Source organism: Desulfosarcina variabilis str. Montpellier, from assembly GCF_048565275.1.
Classification (GTDB): Bacteria; Desulfobacterota; Desulfobacteria; order Desulfobacterales; family Desulfosarcinaceae; genus Desulfosarcina; species Desulfosarcina variabilis.
In genome coordinates this window covers 8,553,469-8,573,655 of sequence record NZ_CP159846.1, presented here as the reverse complement: position 1 = coordinate 8,573,655, position 20,187 = coordinate 8,553,469, and the positions used below count along the sequence as shown (strand labels likewise).

At 50.0% G+C, this 20,187-nt stretch carries 16 protein-coding genes and 1 pseudogene; 12 read left to right on the top strand and 5 right to left on the bottom strand.

Going from position 1 to position 20,187, the window contains the following annotated elements:
* Positions 1–59 precede the first annotated feature (59 nt).
* From Dvar_RS38670 to Dvar_RS38645, 6 genes and pseudogenes are all read left to right on the top strand, one after another.
* Positions 60–1,001, top strand: coding sequence for an ABC transporter permease (locus tag Dvar_RS38670; protein ID WP_419658806.1), 942 nt, complete (start codon positions 60–62; stop codon positions 999–1,001).
* Between the two features lie 17 nt (positions 1,002–1,018).
* Complete coding sequence (locus Dvar_RS38665; RefSeq protein WP_419658805.1) at positions 1,019–2,050, top strand: substrate-binding domain-containing protein; 1,032 nt, start codon at positions 1,019–1,021, stop codon at positions 2,048–2,050.
* Positions 2,051–2,055: 5 nt separating this feature from the next.
* On the top strand, positions 2,056–2,850 hold the full coding sequence (locus tag Dvar_RS38660; protein WP_419658804.1) for an ATP-binding cassette domain-containing protein: 795 nt from the start codon (positions 2,056–2,058) through the stop codon (positions 2,848–2,850).
* 12 nt (positions 2,851–2,862) lie between these two features.
* Positions 2,863–3,927, top strand: coding sequence for an ADP-ribosylglycohydrolase family protein (locus Dvar_RS38655; RefSeq protein WP_419658803.1), 1,065 nt, complete (start codon positions 2,863–2,865; stop codon positions 3,925–3,927).
* The gene (locus Dvar_RS38650; protein WP_419658802.1) at positions 3,924–4,865 is read left to right on the top strand and encodes a carbohydrate kinase family protein; all 942 of its coding nucleotides are present in this window, start codon (positions 3,924–3,926) and stop codon (positions 4,863–4,865) included. Before Dvar_RS38655 ends, Dvar_RS38650 begins: the two co-directional genes overlap by 4 nt.
* A 103-nt stretch (positions 4,866–4,968) precedes the next feature.
* Positions 4,969–5,252 (top strand): annotated as a pseudogene (locus tag Dvar_RS38645) (transposase); the annotation flags it as partial.
* Positions 5,253–5,294: 42 nt separating this feature from the next.
* On the opposite strand, the gene Dvar_RS38640 reads toward Dvar_RS38645, so the two are convergent.
* Positions 5,295–5,834: a 3D domain-containing protein gene (locus Dvar_RS38640; protein WP_419658801.1), complete on the bottom strand. Its 540-nt coding sequence runs from the start codon at positions 5,832–5,834 to the stop codon at positions 5,295–5,297.
* Between the two features lie 899 nt (positions 5,835–6,733).
* Here Dvar_RS38640 and Dvar_RS38635 point away from each other — a divergent pair.
* The 6 genes from Dvar_RS38635 (at position 6,734) to Dvar_RS38610 (ending at position 13,895) form a co-directional block, all read left to right on the top strand.
* Positions 6,734–7,894, top strand: a complete 1,161-nt coding sequence (locus tag Dvar_RS38635) for a tetratricopeptide repeat protein (RefSeq protein ID WP_419658800.1) — start codon at positions 6,734–6,736, stop codon at positions 7,892–7,894.
* A gap of 422 nt (positions 7,895–8,316) precedes the next feature.
* Positions 8,317–9,438 carry a hypothetical protein gene (locus Dvar_RS38630; RefSeq protein ID WP_419658799.1) on the top strand — a complete coding sequence of 374 codons (1,122 nt, stop codon included), beginning with the start codon at positions 8,317–8,319 and terminating at the stop codon, positions 9,436–9,438.
* 27 nt (positions 9,439–9,465) lie between these two features.
* Positions 9,466–10,356 carry a hypothetical protein gene (locus Dvar_RS38625; protein WP_419658798.1) on the top strand — a complete coding sequence of 297 codons (891 nt, stop codon included), beginning with the start codon at positions 9,466–9,468 and terminating at the stop codon, positions 10,354–10,356.
* 414 nt (positions 10,357–10,770) lie between these two features.
* Positions 10,771–11,655 carry a hypothetical protein gene (locus Dvar_RS38620; protein WP_419658797.1) on the top strand — a complete coding sequence of 295 codons (885 nt, stop codon included), beginning with the start codon at positions 10,771–10,773 and terminating at the stop codon, positions 11,653–11,655.
* A 278-nt stretch (positions 11,656–11,933) separates the two neighbouring features.
* Positions 11,934–12,620, top strand: a complete 687-nt coding sequence (locus Dvar_RS38615) for a CsgG/HfaB family protein (protein ID WP_419658796.1) — start codon at positions 11,934–11,936, stop codon at positions 12,618–12,620.
* A 396-nt stretch (positions 12,621–13,016) separates the two neighbouring features.
* Positions 13,017–13,895: a hypothetical protein gene (locus Dvar_RS38610; RefSeq protein ID WP_419658795.1), complete on the top strand. Its 879-nt coding sequence runs from the start codon at positions 13,017–13,019 to the stop codon at positions 13,893–13,895.
* A gap of 336 nt (positions 13,896–14,231) precedes the next feature.
* Here the strand turns inward: Dvar_RS38610 and Dvar_RS38605 are convergent, their stop codons facing one another.
* The 4 genes from Dvar_RS38605 to Dvar_RS38590 form a co-directional block, all read right to left on the bottom strand.
* Positions 14,232–14,753 carry a hypothetical protein gene (locus Dvar_RS38605; protein ID WP_419658794.1) on the bottom strand — a complete coding sequence of 174 codons (522 nt, stop codon included), beginning with the start codon at positions 14,751–14,753 and terminating at the stop codon, positions 14,232–14,234.
* A 28-nt stretch (positions 14,754–14,781) separates the two neighbouring features.
* Positions 14,782–15,744, bottom strand: coding sequence for an ankyrin repeat domain-containing protein (locus tag Dvar_RS38600; protein WP_419658793.1), 963 nt, complete (start codon positions 15,742–15,744; stop codon positions 14,782–14,784).
* Positions 15,745–16,331: 587 nt separating this feature from the next.
* Positions 16,332–19,352, bottom strand: a complete 3,021-nt coding sequence (locus tag Dvar_RS38595; RefSeq protein ID WP_419658792.1) for a methyltransferase domain-containing protein — start codon at positions 19,350–19,352, stop codon at positions 16,332–16,334.
* 49 nt (positions 19,353–19,401) lie between these two features.
* Entirely contained in the window at positions 19,402–20,139 is a 738-nt protein-coding gene (locus Dvar_RS38590) for a glycosyltransferase (RefSeq protein ID WP_419658791.1), read from the bottom strand.
* Positions 20,140–20,187: the final 48 nt, after the last annotated feature.

The window sequence follows — 20,187 nt, the reverse complement described above, 5'->3', positions numbered from 1 at the left end:
GTTTCTGTTTTAATTGAGAAATCAATTTAATCCCTATCAATATTGAGCGACGTTGTTACATGATGCGAATTGACCGGTTTCAGCGCTTCGGGCTTACGGTGTTCCTTCTGCTGCTGGGTATTTTTTTCAGCCTCATGTCGCCGTATTTTTTCACCTGGGAAAATTTTACGAACATCCTGGTGCAGTCGGCCGTGCTCATCATCGCCGGTACCGGTATGACCCTGGTCATTGCCACCGCCGGAATAGACCTGTCCGTCGGCTCCATCCTGGCGCTCAGTGGGATCGTCATGGCGGCCGCCATGAAGGCCGGATTCGGCGTGCCGGCAGGCGCGGTGCTGGGTATCCTTTCCGGGGCGTTAATGGGACTGTTCAACGGCCTCGGGTCGGCAACCTTCGGCATCTCTCCATTTATCGTAACTTTAGGAACTGCGGGCATTTATCGTGCCCTGTCACTCATCTTGACCGACGCCCGGCCCATCTACGGTTTGCCCATGGCGTTTCGCACCATCGGAACCGGTCGTCTCGGTTCCTTGCCACTGTCGGCGATTCTTGCGTTTACCGTCGTGTGCCTGGCTTATCTGATGATTTCCTGGACCCGATTCGGCATCAATGTACGAGCGGTGGGAGACAATCCGGAAGGGGCCTTTCGCATGGGCATTCCCGTCCGGCGGGTATTAATCGCCGTTTACATGCTTTCCGGTGCCGCGGCGGCACTGGCAAGCGTCGTGGTCACGGCGCGACTGAACACGGCGGAGGCCATCGCCGGACTCGGTCTGGAGCTTGAAGCCATTGCCGCCGTGGTCATGGGGGGAACATCCTTTTTCGGCGGTGAAGCGAGTATCCGCGGCACATTTCTGGGCGCACTCATTATCGGAACATTGGCCAACGGGCTGACCATCATCAACGTGCCGTCCTATTACCAGCAACTGGTTATCGGCATCGTTTTCATTCTGGCGGTTCTGGCTGACAGAATGAAGCGGCGTGAAAATAATACATTCTAAAAGGAGAATTGTTGACTATGAAACTCGCTTTGAAACCGGTAGTTATCTGTCTTGCCATGGCTATGCTTGCCGGCACCGCGTTATCGGCTGTGCAAGTGCAAACAACACTGTTTGAAAAATCTCGATCCGAGTCCTTTGCCATGCTGGGAGACGTCCCTAAACCCAAACCCGGATTCCGCATGGGGGTTGTGCTGATTACGCTGTCGAATCCGTATTGGGTGTCCATGAAAAACGGGTATGAGAAAGCGGCCAAAGAATTCGGCATCACCATTGATATTCAGGCCGCACCCCAGGAGAACAGCACCACCGCGCAATTGAACATCCTGGAAAACATGGTGGCCAAGGGATATGATGCCATCGCTGCGCACACGATCACCGCCCATAACCTGATTCCCGGATTCGTAAAAGCGGAGAAAAAAGGCATAACGACCGTGACAGACTGGCGGGTGGACATGAAGGCCGCCCAGGAAGCCGGCGCCAATCCCATTACACTGGGGCTTGTGGAATATTATGTCCAGGGTAAAATCGGCGCGCAATACATCGCAGGGCAACTTGCCAAAAACGGCGGGGGAAAAGTCGCCATCATCGAAGGACTGCCGGGCGCGCCTCAATCCGAAGGGAGAAGAGACGGTGCCAGGGTAGGATTTCAGACCGAGTCCTCCATTGAACTCGTTGCCGTGCAGCCGGGAAACTGGGACCGCAACAAAGCGTTCGAGGTGACATCCAATCTGCTCCAGGCCCACCCGGACCTTAAGGGCATCATGTGCGCCAATGACATCATGGCGCTGGCCGCGCTGGAAGCCATTGACGCTGCCGGGAAAACCGGACAGATCCTGGTCGGGGGCATCGATTTGATCGGCCAGGCCAAGGAGGCCATAGCCAGCGGACGACTGGCCTGTTCAGTGGCCTTCAGTCCGTTCGTGATTGGAGAAATCGTCACCCGCACGGCCATTGCAGCGTCCCAGGGCAAACGCATACCGGAAAACTTACGGGTGATCAGCGTACTGGCCAACAAAGAGAATATTCATCTGCTCGAAGACTGGAAGTAGCGCAAATGCCGTCGCTTGCCCAATCAAAGCCCTGGAATGGTTCGGGTGAAACGTCCGATACGATTGTTCATATGAAAGATATTCAAAAGCAGTTCGCCGGCAAAATTGCCCTGAACAGTGCTGAATTGTTTCTTCATCGGCAAGAAATCCTGGGACTGGTCGGGGATAACGGCGCCGGCAAATCCACCCTGTTGAAAATTCTTTCCGGCGTTCTTCGACGGGATGCCGGAAAAATCATCATCGGCGGCAAGCCGGTTCGTATCGACGCGCCTACCCACTCCAGAGACCTGGGCATCGAAATGGTCTACCAGGACCTGTCGCTTTGCGAAAGCCTGTCGGTCTGGGAGAACGCTTATCTGGGACGCTATGAAACCCGAAAGCTACTCAAACCGTTGGTTTCGATTCTCGATAAACGCAAAATGGCCCGGCAGGCGGCCCACGTTTTGACGGAATTGGGGATTACCCTGACCGATATCAACACGCCGGTGCGACATCTTTCCGGGGGGCAGCGCCAGGCGGTGGCCATATGCCGATGCCTGCTGTTCCAATCCAGAATCGTTCTTCTGGATGAGCCCACAGCCAGTATGGCGGCATGGGAACAAAAAAAGATACTGGACCTGATTCGATCGCTCAAAGACCGGGGAAAATCGGTCATCATGGTGACCCACAACCTCCGGGAGCTGTTTCAGGTGGCCGACCGGGCGGCGGTTCTAAAGGAAGGGCGAACCATCTGGCAGGGAATCCTCAAAGACACGACTCCGGATGAACTGGCCCGAATGATGTTTCTCGGGAAAGCGTAAAAAAGGAAACATATGGAAAACGACTTATACAAGAAAATTCTGGGCTGCTTGAGCATGGTCGCCATCGGTGACGCGCTGGGGATGCCCTGTCACGACATGACTATTGATGAAATCCGCGAGCGGTTCGAAGGTCCGGTCGAAGCATTTCATCCGCCTTTTGCCGACACCCGGGTTCACCGGGGGCTTTGCGCAGGCCAAATCACGGACGATACGATCCTGACCCTGGCGGTAGCCGAGGCCTATATTGAAAACGATGGACACATCACGCCGTCCCTGATCGCGGCAGCTTTGCTCAAAGCGTACAACCGCGCTGTCCATGCCGGAAACCAGACCATGTTCGGCCCCAGCACGCGCAAGGCTATGGAAAATATCGCGGACGGGAAAGACCCTGTGAAAAATTGCCTGAGGGAAAACCACCCCATGTCCGGTGCTTCCAATGGCGGTGCCATGAAGATTGCGCCTGTGGGTCTGGCCCATCCCGGAAACATCGATGCCGCCATCCAGGATGCGGTAGACGTTTGTCTGCCATCCCATTGTACTCAGACCGCCATCGGGTCGGCCTGTGCCATGGCAGCCGGCGTGGCCGAAGCATTGAGAAGCGACGCCGATGTGTTTTCCGTAGTCCGGGCGGCGCTGGCCGGTGCGCGAAAAGGAGAGGTGGTCGGCATGCAGAAATCAAGGACCGTTCCCTTGCCTTGCGTGGCCGATCGAATTGAACTTGCCGTATCCCTGGCCTTGAAGGCCGAGGACACTGCCGCCGCCAATCGCTTTTTTGCCAACATCATCGGGACCGGGCTTCCGGCTTACGAATCCATTCCCACCGCCATCGGAATATTCGTCGCGGCGGGTGGCGATCCACGGGGCTGCGTCATCGCCGGCGCCAATGTAGGGTACGATACGGATACCATCGCGTCCATGGCCGGTGCCCTGGCCGGCGCGCTGAACGGTTTCGACAGGGTCCCAGCGGACCTTTTCCAGGCAATAAAAAAGGCCAATGATATCGAACTGAAGAAAATCGCTTCGGGTTTGGAACGGATCGCCCGCCGGAATTTAACCGGTAAAGGAGATACCCCATGAGCATCGATGTGCTCGGTCTGGGAGCGGTGGCAATGGACATGGTCTTGACCTGTGATCACCTGCCCAATGAAGACGGTTATGCGGTCATTCAAACGGAAACCCTCATGCCCGGTGGCAGTTGCGCCAATGTTCTCGTGACCTTGTCCGGATTGGGAGCAAAACCGGGATTGGTATCTCAACTGGGAAACGATACGGTGGGGCGGAAACTGCTCGATGATCTGCAGTCCTGCGATGTGGAGACCCGGTATGTATCCATCAAAAATGGCGGTATTTCCATGCACACCTATGTCGCGGTGGACCGCAACGGAGAGAAAACCATTTTTTGCAATATGGGCGACAGTCTGCTGACCCTGAGTGAAACGGATGTCCATGCTGCAATGCTCGATGGTGTAAAGGTCTTTTACACCGACATGCAGCTTGCCGCACCGGCCCTGAAACTGGCCCGCCTTTGTCGAGAAAGAGAAATCCCCGTTATCTATAATCTCCAGGTGGAGCCCGCTTTTCTGAATCAATGCGGAATTACCACGCCGCTTTTTGAGGAAATGCTGTCTTTATGCAGTCTGCTGGTCACGTTCAAAGAGGGAGTGATCCAACAGACCGGAAATGGTGATCTCATGACGGCGGCGGCATCCTTGTATGACCGCTACCGGCCCGAGTTGGGGATCATTGTCACCCTGGGCAAGGGCGGAGCAGTATGGGTTGACGGAAATGACGGCTTGTCCGTACCTGCCTTTTGTGTTGAAGCAAGGGATACGACCGGGGCCGGAGATGCATTTATCGCTGGATTCATCCATGCCATGTTTCTCGAAAAACGCGATCAGCGAACATCGATGACGTTTGCCACTGCATGCGCCGCATTGAAATGTTTGCAGCCCGGTCCGCGAGTCAATGCTTCAAAATCCAATGTGTGGCATTTTATCGAGGGTGTTGGAAAGTAACACCCCAAAAAAGCGGTTTAGGCCGAAGGCTGAAGGGGGTGAGGGGGTGACGGAATTCTACTTGTTTAAACCGCCGAGACTATCGTTTAAGAGGTGCGCCAGTGAGTATGCCATTTACAACCGTCTGGATGAATGGGGCTATGGGCACGAAGCGTGAATCACGCCGCCGGCGAATATGCCAGAGATGATGATGGCGATGGCTTTTGTGAAGTTCATGTTAACACGATGGAAGGATTTTGGTCCTTGTTGAGAAGCTGGCTGCCTCCCCACCGTGGGATCTCACAAGAGAAGCTACCTGTTTATCTTGGATTCTTTGAGTTTGTTCATAACGTCGGCAAACGCGGAAAAGCGCTGCTCCATTCCTTAATTGAGTTGCTGGTCAAATAAGACCCTGAAACACAACATGAGCCTTATTTTTTTCCTGCGCCCTTACCTCTCAATTTCAACAGTTAGTTTTTGTCGCCCCCATTTCAGCGCTTTGCCATGAGAATTAAAATAGGCATCCAAACGATATTGGCCTTTGATGGCGCCCCCACGATCTTCAACCACACCATAGCCATAACCGGGAACATATATGCGGGTTCCAAATGGATAGTAGCGGGTATCTGCCGCGAGGGTTCCGTCTTCGGGCAATAAAAGCCATGGAAAGAAAATAATGCGAATAGGGATCATCCATGGTTTTTTGAGACTATCCAACGAAAAAAGACCCGGCTGGGGTTCATGGGGTTTGGTGCCACTTGCCGTAAGACCGGAGTAGGGCTGGCCTTTTTGGGGCCCGGCATTGATATAGCGATTCCAGAAATTAAGTTTCAGATATTTCCAGCTTCCTCTCTCCCAGTTGCAGCATTCTCCGCATCCACAGTAGGCGGTAACCTCCATGTTTTTGACAAGTTGGTTTGTCGCACACCCTCCCAAAAGCAGCAGGCAGATCATCAGCCTCAATGAATTCCACAACAACTTCAATGACATGTTTAATTTCCTAAGCCATCACTTTTTCGATAAGCGGGGATAATTGTGCTTTAGCCTCTGATATATTGGCGATTTGCATGTCATCACCCCTTCTGTTCGCTTAAAACGATTAGATAGTGTCCGTCCAGAAATAGGCTAATTTGGTCGAGATCAAGGCGCCCGAAAAATTTTACCACAGGCATATGGTTGATATTCCGAGGATAAAATTTTTCGCGCAACGCCGATATGGGGCAAATTAGTCATTTCTGGATGGGCACTAAATATAGTCTGACCAGACCAGATCTTATTGTCAAGAACTGAATTGGAGGAACTCGATCTCCCCAGTTTCGAAAACTTTTCCGGATGATTCTTAAACCGTCCTTTTGGCCGAAAATTGCGATATTGCCCCCAAACAGCCCTGCTCTTTTAACCATTTCCTGCTTTTATTTCAGCATTTTGGCTTGGTTCGCCTGGTATTGACATATTTTAACATCGATTACAGTTGGTTGGCGTGGCCCGCCAAAAGTCCTTTTCACTCGAAATGTTCCTTTCTCTTCAGTTGTTTTTGTTTTAGAAAATAGCTAAATTACAGGATGCTTCTTTCTTAATTGAGAAATTCGCAAAATATTCTCGCTGATTTTGAGATTAGATTAACGATTAGAGAAGTCTGGGTGGATATCCAACAGCGGTGAGACCCTTTTCAGGTGTCCGTCAAAGCCTATATCTAAGGGCTCGCGCAAAAATAACTTCACATTTTCAGCGCCCATCCATCCCGCTCAGCGGCGTTGCGAAAACACGGAATATGCCTGATATTCCTTTGTCTTCGCGCCTTGCTGAGCGGGCGCCTGAACACTGACAATTTGTGAATCTATTTTTGCGCGAACCCTTAGCATTACAAAGGAAAGTGCTCTTAAACGTCCATGAAAAAAGTGGTTGCAACAAATACTGCCAAGTTTGAGTCAACATTCAGGTATTATGAAAAAGCCTTGGAGATCAGAATGAAGGTGCTGGGCGAAGACCATCCGGATACAGCCAACAGTCTGAACAACCTGGGCTATCTGCTGAATGCCGTGGGTGACCACCAGGCCGCAAAGCCGTATTATGAAAAAGCCCTGGAGATCAACAAGAAAGTGCTGGGCGAAGACCATCCGGATACGACCAGGAGCCTGAACAACCTGGGGGCCCTGCTGAATGCCATGGGTGACCACCAGGGTGCAAAGCCGTATTTGGAAAAAGCTCTGGAGATCAGAATAAAGGTACTTGGCGAAGATCATTCGGAGACGGCCAACAGTCTGAACAACCTGGGGTCCCTGCTGCAGGACATGAGAGACCATCAGGCCGCAAAGCCATATTTGGAAAAGGCCCTGGAGATCAACAAGAAGGTGCTGGGCGAAGACCATCCGGATACGGCCAACAGTCTGAACAACCTGGGATCTCTGCTGCAGGACATGAGAGATCATCAGGCCGCAAAGCCATATTTGGAAAAGGCCCTGGAGATCAACAAGAAGGTGCTGGGCGAAGACCATCCGGATACGGCCAACAGCCTGAACAACCTGGGCTATCTGCTGCAGGACATGAGAGATCATCAGGCCGCAAAGCCATATTTGGAAAAGGCCCTGGAGATCAACAAGAAGGTGCTGGGCGAAGACCATCCGGATACGGCCAACAATCTGAACAACCTGGGCTATCTGCTACAGGACATGGGCGACCACCAGGCCGCAAGGCCGTATTATGAAAAGGCCTTGGAGATCAACAAGAAGGTGCTGGGTGAAAACCATCCGGAGACGGCCAACAGTCTGAGCAACCTGGGCTATCTGCTACAGGACATGGGCGACCACCAAGCCGCAAAGCCGTATTATGAAAAGGCCCTGGAGATCAACAGGAAGGTGCTGGGTGAAAACCATCCGGATACAGCCAAAAGTCTGAGCAACCTGGGCTATCTGCTGCAGGACATGGACAATCCTCAGGACGCGAAGTTTTATGTTGAAAAAGTACGGGGAATCACAAAGACTGTTCTGGGAGGGATGACCGTAACGATTTCAAATGCTTTTGGATATCTACTAAAGAAGCGGTGTAAGTAAATCTTATTTTCAGAAAAAAAAGAAAAAAAGAAAAAGAGAAAAAGGGGGCAAGTCTGCCCTTGACTCATTATAGCCTGTCGAACATAATCCACACAAAATAAGTACAAATTTTTTGCGACAAATCCTCATTTCCTTTCCGTCTAAGAAATCCAGCAGGCCGAAAGAGTAGCTCACGGTAAACAAACTGACGAACAATTAAGGTTTTCGAGTAAAGAATATGACGATTATTATGTGAGTGCTCGATGGCATAAGCTCTCATTGCATAAGAGCCTGTTTGAGAATAATGGATCAGGCCTGCTAACGGCGTTGGAAAGTGTCTCAAAATGCTCACATATTACATATATGCTCCGCTTTTGAGACGCTTTCCGCCTTGTTATCGGGCCTGATCCATAATTCTCAAACAAGCTCTAAGAGGAAAAGTCATGATGAAACGAAGCTATCTGTTCCTCTATTTTTTCTGTAATATTGTTTTTATACCCGCCATCAGCCAAGCCGTTATCGTTCAGGGGATTGGTATATCTCGTACCAATGCGCTGACCAACGCATTCCGACAGGCTGTTGCGGAAGCGGCCGGTGTTTTTATCGAAACACGGACTGATGTGAAATACGGTGAATTAATCAAGGATGAAATAGTTTCCTATGCCAGAGGATATGTGAGTGGTTATAAAATTTTAAATGAAAAAAAGGAGTCAGACCGCACGTATTTTACAGAGATCGATGCGACCGTGGAAAATGGCCTTATCAATCAACATGTTGAAGCCCTAGAAATTTTAATGACAATGACCGGACATCCGAAGGTCGTCATTTTTGGAATAGATGATGACATGCAGTCCATATCCAGTATCATCGATGAATTCGCACCACTGAAAAAAACCGTAACCCAGGTGTTTCATGAAAAATTCCGGTTTGATGTAATGGACTGGGCAACCTTACGCGCAAAACACCCGAATGTAAGTGGTAAATTGAACAAAAAAGCGGCTATATTGTTTGCAAAGCGGGTGGGCGCGGAGTTGGCTGTCATGGTTAAGCTGAACGCAAAACCGAAAAATGAGATTATCGAAGGAGAGGTTTCGCTCGAGGCTGTTCGACTCTCAGATGCCTTTTATCTCGGTAAGGAAGTTGCTGCCTTTAAAACATCTTATCTCCCTAAAAAAGAAAATGAAAGAATTGTTTTAACCATCAATGAGGCAAAGGAAAAAGTGTTCGGTATTTCTGTGTCTCTATCACGAAAAATGGTGGAGGGATTACAGCGGGAAGTTGAAGCACAAAAGGGAATGAGATATTCCATTACATTTATCGATTTTCCAAAAGGAAACGTTGAGCGCTTTTTCAAGGAAAAAGTCAGTGTATTAAGCGGTCATGTGCGGCATAAAGTGGAAAAAGATACCGATAAACGATTAAATGTTTCCTACTGGTCACTTCTCTCTGACGATGAACTCTTCAAACAAATCAAAAAAGCTCTGGATGAAATGGATTGGAAATATAAGCCAAAGCTGGAGGGCCGTAGCCTGAAATTCAAGTGGGTACACCCACATTTTGAGTAGATTAACTTATATAAAAAGGAGAATGACATGAAAAAGATCGGATGGGTTTTGTTTATGGTTTTGTTGGTGGGGTGTTTTTACAATCCGGTATTGGCAGGAGATTTGCCGCGTCTGATGCTCATGGGAGAAGATGAAGATAAAGACACAATTCCTCGAGGCACCCGGGTTCATAAACGCGCTATGAATGCTTTTGCAAACGCGCTGATCAATGAGGGCTTCGATGTTTATGAAGAACGGGCCAAGCTGGACGGTGTTGGTCGGCGAGGACGTCGAACACTGGAACACCTGGTCGATAATGCCAAGGATGCAGGCGCGGATGTTGCTGTTTTGTTTACTATTTACTATAACGTCATCGATAAGGGATATACAAAAAAATACACCTGCAGAGTGGAAGGCCGGATGCTGGATGTTCACGCCAGTAAACGTCTGGGCAATTTTGATGTTCAAGCACCAAGGCAGGAAAGACTTCCTGCGGATTGCAACCGGGAATGTTTTATAGAGAAAGTGGGCGAAATGGCATCCACATTGGCCAGTGACGTTGGGCAGGCCTTGAAAGACAACCTGGCATACCGCGTTGATGGAGCCGACGGTACCGGTGCGCAAGGTGGAATGGCCAACGAATACAACCTGGTTTTCGATAACTTCTCCAAGGATGATATGATGGGACTTGAAGAATACCTGGAAATATTTTCAGGTTATATATCATATCGCCCCGACCCAGCCGCGATGAACACTGCGACGCATCATGAATTCATCTACAACTCCCGGATTGGCGCTGCAAAACTTGAACGAAATCTTCATAAGGCCTTGAGTAAATTAAATATGAAGGGGCAAATCACCATTGACGGAAGAACATATAACGTGAAAAAAGTGGGCCTGCCCAAGGATCGTTCTCAACCATCCGATGAGCAGTGGTAGACTCCATATGCGGTCGTCACTTTAAAAAAGGATCTTTACGGCAATCGTTGCCGTAAAGATCCTTTTTTACAACCGTCAACAGATTAATCATAGGCGGTTTTTTGTAGGAGCTGGCCATGCCTGCGACCCTCTTTTTGCAGGGTTCGGTTCCAAATGCGGTTGCCCTGGGGATTGAGGCCCTTGGACTTGAAAAAACATGTGATTTGGGATAGGAAAAGGACGCGCTTGTTAGGTGCGTTGTGTGTCTGGAGTTCTCTAGTAACCTTTCCGTCGTGGTCCCCTCGAATATTTTTTCGTATTATGGGGAAGCAACGCTTTGCCCAGACTCATTGTCACCACCATAGTGCGGTACCACCAAGGCTTGAATGGGAAACGTTTGCCGGTTTGGAAGCCAAGACCGAAGGAGGAGATAACGTGGCCTGGAAATCGATGTTCATCTCTCTGGGTGCCGCTCTTTGTGTTTTCGCTTTCTGCGGTGCTGTGTTTGCGACGGATCTGCCGCGCATCATGATCGTTGGAGAAGATGTGGACCCGAACACGATTCCTCGGGATTCGCGGGTGTTCAAGAGGGTTCTGAACGCCATATCTAACCAGCTTCTCAATCAAGGCTTCGACGTTAAGGATGAAACTGCTCATACGTATGAAACCCATGTGCAGGGCAGGGTGCGCAGGGCCGACGATGAGCTCATTCAGATCGGCAAGGACGTGGGCGTCGACGTGCTCGTCATTTTTTCCATATACCCCAATGGAAAGATCGAGCAAAACAGCGCACGGGTCACGGCCAGAGCCGATGGCCGGCTTCTGGATGTGCATTCCGGCTCGCGCATGGGCAATTTCGAGTATGAGACGCAGCAATCCAAGCTTGTTCCGAGACCCTTTACGAGGAACGATATTCTTGAGACCGTGGGTGATTTATCAAGGGTTACAGGCATGGACGTGGGCGCTGTACTGGCGCAGCGGCTGGCTGGCTATGTGGACCAGGCCGGAGGGCGTCTGCTCGAGTGGATTTTCGTGTTCGACGGGTTCACAGCAGACGATATACTGAACATGGAGCCATACTGGGTCCTTTTTTCGGGGTACGACAGCCACCGCCCCAAACCCAACGGCCTGAACACGCCTACGCATCACGAGTACCTGTACAAGTCCGCCATCAATTCGGCCAAGCTTCAGAGAAACGTCTATAAGATGCTTCAGGAGCTCAACCTTGAGGGGCAACTCTACATGTCCGGCAACGAGGTAAAGGTCGTCAAGGTGGCCGGTGCCCGGCAGCGCCGCTCCGAAAAGGGCAGTGCGTGGTAAACGGCTGGAACGGTGGTGCGGTTCGACGGAAAACGCATTGAGGCCGACTCAACACGGCGGATAAAGGCGGCTAAGGCGCATTTATCGATCGCCCCCGAATCAGAGGGAAAGGCGTATGATAACGCCTAAACGGTTCACGCTGTTGCTGATTATTTTTCTGAGGGGAAGAAAGGGAATTGCGGTGTACAATCCGGTATCACCGTTTTTGCGAGCGCAAAGACACGGCCGATCTTCGGGACAACCATTCACACCGGTTTCTCAGGCCACTGGAGAGGATAATGATTAACACGGATTGGGTTGTTTCCTGGCTTCGTCCTTTGCGAAATTTATCATTGATTCTGTGTGCTGTTCTTATCATGCCGCTCAGCGTACTCGTCTCGGGCGAATGTTTCGCCGATGAATTGGAAGAAGAGCTTACCGAGATTATACAGGATTTCGAGCGCCATGTCGGTATGGCTTTCCCCAACACAAAGCACTATATCGTAGTGCATTCGTTTATTGATAGTTATTCTCGAGAACCCAAAAAGATATGCCGTGAGGTAGAAAACACACTTGTCGATATCGTAATCGAAACATTTCGAGTAAATCGGAATATCGTCGTTCTGGAAAGAGATCGGATACAGGCCCTGGAGAAGGAGGCCACCTTTGACAGCGGCGGAGAGATGACATGGGACAAGAAAATGTTCAAGAAACTGGGAGCCGGCTTCATTATCACCGGATCGGTGAATAAGCTCAGCAGATATTTGAAGATTCGAGCAAAGATGATCGACATCGTTACCGGAGAAGTCGTTGCCAGCTCCAACGCCAAAGTGCTTTTGAGCGAGATAGACAGCAGCCTGTTGAGTGACTACGAGGTCGAGACCCAAAAAAGAAGGTTCGCTAAACCGCAGCCACCAGAGAAAGAACCCAACCCCCGGAATACGCAAGCGCCTGCGTATCAACCCACGTTTGTCTTCGGCAATTAAAAACTCAACTTTTTTCTCAAAAAAGCGACAAAAATAATTTTTTCTCCGTCTGTAGTGTTAACCCATCGCATTATGAAGGTTGAGAAATCCAAGAAAAAATCGATACCTTTTGTTTGAGATGTTTTTCAAGCTGCTGTTGCGGGCCGGTTGAGTTATTAAGTACCCCAGGTGAGTGGTTAGCATTCATCTGTTCGCTCATAACGGCTTGGCATTTGGCATTTACTCGATGCCGGCCACCGGTTAAATGAAATGAACAAGTGCAACCGTTCTTTGTAATGTAATTATTTTGCTAACAGCTAACAGCTAATCGTTCAATCCCGGAACCCGGGAACACGGGTGTTATGCCGGAAAAAGTCAGAGACAGGAAATTCAAACCAATGGGAAAGGAGAGTTCGTGTGAAATCAGGAAAAATGTTCGTTTTGTTGGCATGTCTATTGTCGTTGGGAATATGTGTGGTTGCTCATGCTGCTGATGAGAAGGGCGAGGAGGTATCGCCCGTGGGAAAAATGCAAACGCTGGCGAGCTCAAACCGTTCCGGAGCGGATTGGGGATATGCCCTGGGGTTGAAGACTTGGATGAACGAATGGAGTCTCCCCATGAAGCTGGGAAGTTACAATACTGACGGTTCTGCCATATTACAGTTTGAGTCGGATTCTGAATTTACCTTTATCCCGACGTTCATGGTCCGGTATCGCAAATTTTTCATTGGTGGCAGTTATATGCCGAAAACAGAGTATGAATTTTCGATGCAATCTGTCCCTTCGAGCAGATATAATATCTATGGGAGAGAAATAAAAGAAGATTTGAATATTGATGTGTCTGCGGAAAGAAAGGAATGGGATCTGAATCTTGGCTATATGATAACGCCCAACATTGCTTTAAGCATTGGATACAAAAGTCTTAGCCGTTCTTATGACGCACAGGCAAGTTTTAGTGCTGCTGGTTTCGAGGACGAAGACATAGACATAGCGCCGCTCGATGAATCTTTAAGTGCACCCATTTTAGGTCTTTCGGCTGTTTTTCCCATAAAAGGAAAATTGAATTTATACAGTAATTTCGCATATGGCTTCATTAATGGAGATGCCGATGGATATTATTATCTGGGAGAATTGGGAATAAATTACGTATTCCCCCTAACCCAGAAGATGGTTTCAGCCGTTATCCTAAACCTGGGATATCGATTTCAGCGAGTGGATCTTGACTATAATTATCCCGCCGGTGCCCAAAATGACATTACATCCGGCTTTAATTTGGGAGTGACGGCTCCTTTCTGACCCACGGCCAGAGAAAATTAACCCGGAATTTGTGACAGAGAAAACTTACAGATTCCGGGTTTCACCAGACTCACGGCAAAAATATCTACCTTTGGGGGCCTTGACAAGTATGAACAAGATGAACTGCTTGTGCAGCCAATCCCATTTCCTGGCCTTGGAAAAATAGCCTTTATGGCTTGACCATTCGAAATACTCATGTAACTTTAATGGGTGACCCCAATGCCCACAAGGCATGGTTCGGCATGATCAGCTTCTTGATCTTGACTCTTTAACTGCATCAAGAATGTCTTTGGTCGTTGCTCGCGTGTTAATTCCTGGGACATATAATACTATCTTTTAGTCAGCTAATAGTTTCGGAGCTATATAGCCGAATTCCTCCTGCTCAACAAGTTTTAATTTTAAGATCTCTTTTTGAGCAACTTTATCACTTTTTTGATGTATAAGAAAACCATGTTGTGTCCAGTAAGCACGATTCTCAATCTCTAAATAATAAATTTCCTCTTTTTTAACTTCAAGCCTGTGGTTGGTTTTTACACTCTTTTCGTATATATCACCGTTTGCTTCTTCCAGTAGTGTCCGAACATAATGTGTTCCTTCCTCAAGGGGCAACTTTATGAAGGTATCAGGCTTTAGACGACCAACGCCCTGATCATCCAAATATAGGACTGTGTTGAGTATCGTGTCGCCGAAATGATGGGGGCGATATATATACAGAACACCGAATTCCTTCGCAGAACAAAATTTTTTTGCAGCATTATCCGCTTCCAAAGAAGCTAACTGTACTGGTTTTGCACACCCACTTAAGATTAAATACGTAAGGATTAATCCAACAAAGATCGATGATTTATTAGGCTGCATTTTTTCCTATCTCTATAGAGGCTATTTTCTAATTTAAACATTGCTTGGGATCTTCGTTCAAAGAAAGTTGGTTAAGACATAATTGAAGATTTCTACATTCGTTTAGTTTTTTCTCACTATTGGTTGAAAGTAAATTATAAAAATCAGATGCATTCCAGTTTTTTGACGTATTTGATGAATCAGGCAAATAAACAGCTGACGTACCTATTCCCACCAAATTTCCAGATGGAGTTGGCACCATATTCGTTGTAGCCTGTAAACTGGCACTTGTTGCTGATAGGAAAAGACAAATCCCACTCAAAGCATAGCCAACAAATAGTTTTGTTTTAATTGAACTGGCCCTATCGGCAAATAATGATGAAGCATTTTCAAAAAAACATACTGATACATTAAGTTCTTCCTTTGCCTTTTTGATATTAGAATTTTCTAAATGATAATCAGCTGTTAATTTGTATAGCATTGCAGTCGCAAGGATAGCTTCCTCACTTTTGTCGCTTTGCCTGGGAATTGCACCTGCTTGCAAACATAATTTAAGACAATCTACTTGTTCACCGATAGCGGCCGCGTGTAAAGGTGTTCTCCCATCCTTGGCGGCTGCATTGACATCAGCTCCATTGTTGATAAGTTGAGCCACCATATCTGAGAAGCCTGAGTACGCAGCATAAAATATCGGCGTATGTCCTTGATAGTCAACAGAGTTGATATCGGCTCCATTTTCAATGAGCCAACTAAATGTCTCAGTGTTATGGGATTTTATAGCGATCGATAATGGAGACAAACCCTTTAGGTTTTTGATATTAACATCTGCGCCATTAGCTATTAACTTTTTCGTAATTTCAATTGAACATTTTTTTGCTGCGGTATGGTGTAAAGCTGCATTCCCATTTTCATCAAAAGTATTTAAATCGTAGTTTTTTTCTATCAAATTTTTAGCTTGTTCAGTATTATTTGAAGAAATTGCAGCAATAAGCGTTGGGGTAGTTGGGGCCATGCTGAAGCAGCCATTTAGTTGGATAAAAAAACAAAGTAACAAACAATAGTGCGAAATGTAAAAAAAACAGTTTTTCTTGTAAAATCGTCTTATCATAATTTTTTAGGCCTCCGAGTAAACAAATCTTTCGCCCAAAATAACAATGAGATAAATGTAATTTAATAAATTTTAGAATTGTATAAGTTTGAGTATTTCAATAACAATAGCGTTAGAGAAAATCAAGAGATAAATCGGGGATTTCGAGTGATTCCGTGACATTGTTTCATTGTCTCGTAGGTTCGAAAAACTCGCTGCTGCCGAGGATGCGCTCGTCACTGGTCAGACGGATCCCTTCTCGGTTCGGTAACCCGCCCCCTGTCAACTGTAAAAGCTGCTTTTGCTTATCTTGCTCTAAAAAGTATGTGGATGACTTTGTTAGCCAGGTAAGTCAAGTGCTTCATCTATGCCTGATACAATGATAGTATGAAATGAAGGTAAATGAGGCGATTGTCGACGTCGAGCTTGCAATGTCAGAATTTGAAGGAACCAAAGACCAGGAACCAAAGAGTATACGGACAGGGGATGAAAGGCAAGGGCCGTCCCTTACCCTACTTCGCTTCCGCCACATGCCACCACATATCCTCTCGGTCACCCGAAGCCCGGCTGTCCAGTACTTCGAATCCGCATTGGCACAGGATGGTTTCGATGGTTTGCGGATCGCGGTAGCACACCGTTATTCCCCTGAATCTGAGTTTGAGGTCCTCCAGATGCCAGGTCCAGTGGGGGGCATCCGACCGGGGCAGGACCGATCGCATGATCAACCGGCCGCCGGGTATCAAACGGGCATGGATTTGTACCAGGGTTTTTTCCAATTCCCAATCCTGAAGATAGTGACTCATATCCAAAAGCGTTGCCAGGTCCAAGAGCACATCGGTTGAGGGCAGCGTCGGTGCGCCCCCTTGGACAATTTTGCCACGGTCACCCAAAACCAGGCTGGCCACGCGAACCTGTTCAGCCTGGGGCTCGATACCGTAAACAAATGCCTTGGGATAGCGTCTGGCCATCCAGGAGGCCGGCACCCCGTATCCGCAGCCCACATCCAGGATATTGGCCAGGTCGGCTTTTTCAGGAAGCAGGGCCGGCAGTTCGGCAAACAGAGGATCCAGGCGCAGTTTGAAGTGGGCAAACAGGCGTGGGTAGGGTTCCAGATGGCTATAACGGTCTTCGATGCTGGCGAACGAAGACGTTGGCCTTTTGAAACGGTGCTTTAACAGTGGCGGAAGGATAAGCAGCGCTCCGACCAAACAGTAACCGATGCCCAGAAACGAGATCAATCCGGCGCTTTTGAGCAGGTTGTGGTCGGCAGTCAGAAGAACCGCAAAGCCCACCAGGGTCGACGCGGCGGCCATGACCACGGCCGTGCGCACCACGGCGAAAAAAGGATGATCAAAGCGTTGATAGCGCTGGTATCCCCGGACCATCAACAAGGTGTAGTCCACGCCCATGCCCAGGATGATTACCGACAGCATCAGGGCCGGGATATCCAGTGGCCGCCCCAGGATTCCCAATGTACCCAGGGTACAGACAAAGGCAAAAACCAGGGGCAGCAGGGCGATGATCAGCAGCCGCACATCGACAAAAAAGATGATCAGCAGCACCACCAGGCTGATCCCGATGATCACCAGCATGCGCATGAACGTGCCAAACAAAAGATCGCCCATATGTTGGGAAAAAAGGGCCGGGTCGAACACCGTGGCCAGAGGCGCGACGCGCTGGAAAAATTGCTCGCCGTCGAATTGGGGACCACGGTTGATACGCGTCATTTGTCGCCAGGTGCCATCGGTTTGATCCTTTGAGATTCCAAAAAGGGGCTGAACGGCGGGGCCAATGGGGACCGGCTGCATGGACGGTGCGGCAAGAAGGTCGATGAAACCGCTAAACGCGCCGGCGGCAAAGCCCAGTGCCTCACCTTCACGGTTCAGGGCGGTAGCAACGGTTTGGATGCGATCGGTGGTCCAGAACGTTTTCCAGGCTGCAAGATTTTGTGCGCTGCGGTCCGGGCCGGGAAAAAACAGGGACGGGGTCACCGGTTGTTCGATGGCCTTGGCGCGTACCTGCATGTTGATCTGTTCCAGCAACCGGTCGTTTTTGGCCTGCAACCCGGCCAGATCGTCGGCCTCGGTCATCAGGTAGACACTGGAGAAGATGTCACCCCACACGGTGGTCATCAGTTGGTCGGCCGCCCGGGTGGATTCGCTGACGCTGTTCATGGCGGTCAGCTCGGTGTTGAACTGGGGCCGGATGAAAAAAGCCAGTACCAGACCGGCCAAAAGGGCCAGGACCAATCCGGGGGTGCCCGTCGATGCCAGACGGTCCACCAGGTGCGAAAACCGCCGCCTGGGTCCAGGCTGACGGTGCATGCCTTCCTTTAAAAGTCTGGGAAACACCGTATGGACGAACACAAAGGCAAAGCCGATGCCCAGGGCGGTAAACAAACCCAGTTGCTCGAAGACGGCAAACCCGCTGAAGGCCAGCACGCCAAAGGCGCCGATGGAGGTCAGCACCGCCAGAAGGCCCACGGCACGGATTTCCCTTGACGCCTTACCGCTGCCGTCCTCCACGAACAGGAGATAGGCGATGCCGTGGTCCACGGTGATGGAAATGATCGCCCCGCCAAATCCCAGTACCATGACGGAAATGCTGCGATGGATCAGCGAGAAGACGAACAGGGCCGTGACCGTTCCGGCCAAAGCCGGCAACAGGGCCATGAGCCCCATCAGGGGGCGGTTGAAAGCGGCCAGCAGCAGCACGCCGATGCCGATGGTGGCCCAAAGGATGGCCCGGTGTACATCGCCCTTGATGATGGTTTCGTTGTCCAGGGCGGCCCGGTACGCGCCGGTGGGGGTGAGGGTGATGTCGCCGCCGAAATCGTCCTGCAACATCTTTTCAAGGTCGGCAAAGCACTGGTTCAGGTTGCGGGCCACGGTGGTGTCGGTGCCGGACCCTTTGGGGGTGGCCAGTACCAGCAGATGATGGCCGTCTGCTGAAAAGATGCGGCCGCGACGAACGGTGGCGCCGGGTGCCGGATTCAAGGCGGCCAGTCGGGCCAGGACGATCGCCCGCAACCCAAGCGGATCCGCGGCCATGGTGGCGGCTTGGCCGATACCGTCCATTTGAAGCAAATCCTGCCTGACCTGGACCAAGGCCTTATGGATTTGATCAGTGGTCAGGCGGGGGGCCACTTGCTTTTCAAGTTCCTCGGCAGTGAAAAGTAGCGGCAGGTGACTGACCACCTGTTCGGCCAGTTCGGTCAGGCCCGTCTGCATGGACGCGTTGCCCACCGTTGTGAACAGGCCGCTTTTTTTCAGGGCAGCTTCCACCTTTTCGGCGGATAGGAGCAACCGGGATGAATCCCCGCCGGCCGAGCCGATATCGATGGCCAGCTTATCCTTGATGGGATTCTTTTCAAACAATCGTACGCCGTCGGCGATCACCGGGTCGCCTGTGGGCAGAGAACTGACAATATCCGTGTCGATGGTCAGACGGGCAAGGGTGATGGCCAGAAGAGCCGCACCAACGATCACAACTGCCAGAAGGGTAAACGGGTTGATGGATGTTTTCAGTTGCATGGCAATGGATATTCCGGACGGCGTCGGCCGGTATGATGAAAGTGGGTTGTCATCGGATCAGGGTCCACAGAAGAATCAAGGCGCTGATGATCAACACATGCGCCGCGATGATGATGATTGGATAACGGTGGTAGCGCTCGTTGACCAGCTGGATGATCCGCAGCCCGCCGAACAGACGGCGGATCATGTCTAGGGTGCGCTGGCGGTCGTTGTCCGTTGGTGAATTGCTTTGAAAGGCAATCGACGGGTAAAGGGCAAAATGATGGCGGGTGCAGTCCCGCAAAAAGGCATCATAGGCAATACCCTGCCAGGGCGTTTGAACAATTTGTCCTGCCAGGGCGGCGTTGACCAGATATGCATGGGAGAGGCACCGGTAGCGAACCTTGCGTACCCCCGGCGCGTGGGTGGGCCGACTCTTGCCAACTAAGCAGCCGAGAAAAAACATGGCCTGATCGGTCTGCTGCATGAAAAAGTCGATGCCTGCCTGAAACCGCCGGTAATCAATGGGGCCAAAAATCACATCATCCTCAAAAACCAGAACATGGCGGGCACCAGCTTCCAATCCCATGGCCAGACAGGCCAGATGGGACTCAAAGATGCCCTGCTCACAGTTGTTCGGGTGCCGCTCAGCAAGGAAAAAATCAACCTGTCCATCCAGTCCGACACGGGCAAACTGCGCCTTTGCACTGGCCTGACGGTCCCCTCGATCCTTGAGCGTGATGCAGTAAATCCGATCGATACGCTGCCAGATGGCGGACAATGGTGGGGTTGATCGTTTTTTATTCATTATCATTAATGTTTCGGAATTGCCTTGATCCGTTGGTTCTCGATGGTT

Bases quoted from the DNA above. Each gene is read 5' to 3' on its own strand.
- Dvar_RS38670 (WP_419658806.1), top strand. From the start codon at position 60: ATGATGCGAATTGACCGGTTTCAGCGCTTCGGGCTTACGGTGTTCCTT.
- Dvar_RS38665 (WP_419658805.1), top strand. From the start codon at position 1,019: ATGAAACTCGCTTTGAAACCGGTAGTTATCTGTCTTGCCATGGCTATG.
- Dvar_RS38660 (WP_419658804.1), top strand. From the start codon at position 2,056: ATGCCGTCGCTTGCCCAATCAAAGCCCTGGAATGGTTCGGGTGAAACG.
- Dvar_RS38655 (WP_419658803.1), top strand. From the start codon at position 2,863: ATGGAAAACGACTTATACAAGAAAATTCTGGGCTGCTTGAGCATGGTC.
- Dvar_RS38650 (WP_419658802.1), top strand. From the start codon at position 3,924: ATGAGCATCGATGTGCTCGGTCTGGGAGCGGTGGCAATGGACATGGTC.
- Dvar_RS38640 (WP_419658801.1), bottom strand. From the start codon at position 5,834: ATGTCATTGAAGTTGTTGTGGAATTCATTGAGGCTGATGATCTGCCTG.
- Dvar_RS38635 (WP_419658800.1), top strand. From the start codon at position 6,734: ATGAAAAAAGTGGTTGCAACAAATACTGCCAAGTTTGAGTCAACATTC.
- Dvar_RS38630 (WP_419658799.1), top strand. From the start codon at position 8,317: ATGATGAAACGAAGCTATCTGTTCCTCTATTTTTTCTGTAATATTGTT.
- Dvar_RS38625 (WP_419658798.1), top strand. From the start codon at position 9,466: ATGAAAAAGATCGGATGGGTTTTGTTTATGGTTTTGTTGGTGGGGTGT.
- Dvar_RS38615 (WP_419658796.1), top strand. From the start codon at position 11,934: ATGATTAACACGGATTGGGTTGTTTCCTGGCTTCGTCCTTTGCGAAAT.
- Dvar_RS38605 (WP_419658794.1), bottom strand. From the start codon at position 14,753: ATGCAGCCTAATAAATCATCGATCTTTGTTGGATTAATCCTTACGTAT.
- Dvar_RS38600 (WP_419658793.1), bottom strand. From the start codon at position 15,744: ATGGCCCCAACTACCCCAACGCTTATTGCTGCAATTTCTTCAAATAAT.
- Dvar_RS38595 (WP_419658792.1), bottom strand. From the start codon at position 19,352: ATGCAACTGAAAACATCCATCAACCCGTTTACCCTTCTGGCAGTTGTG.
- Dvar_RS38590 (WP_419658791.1), bottom strand. From the start codon at position 20,139: ATGAATAAAAAACGATCAACCCCACCATTGTCCGCCATCTGGCAGCGT.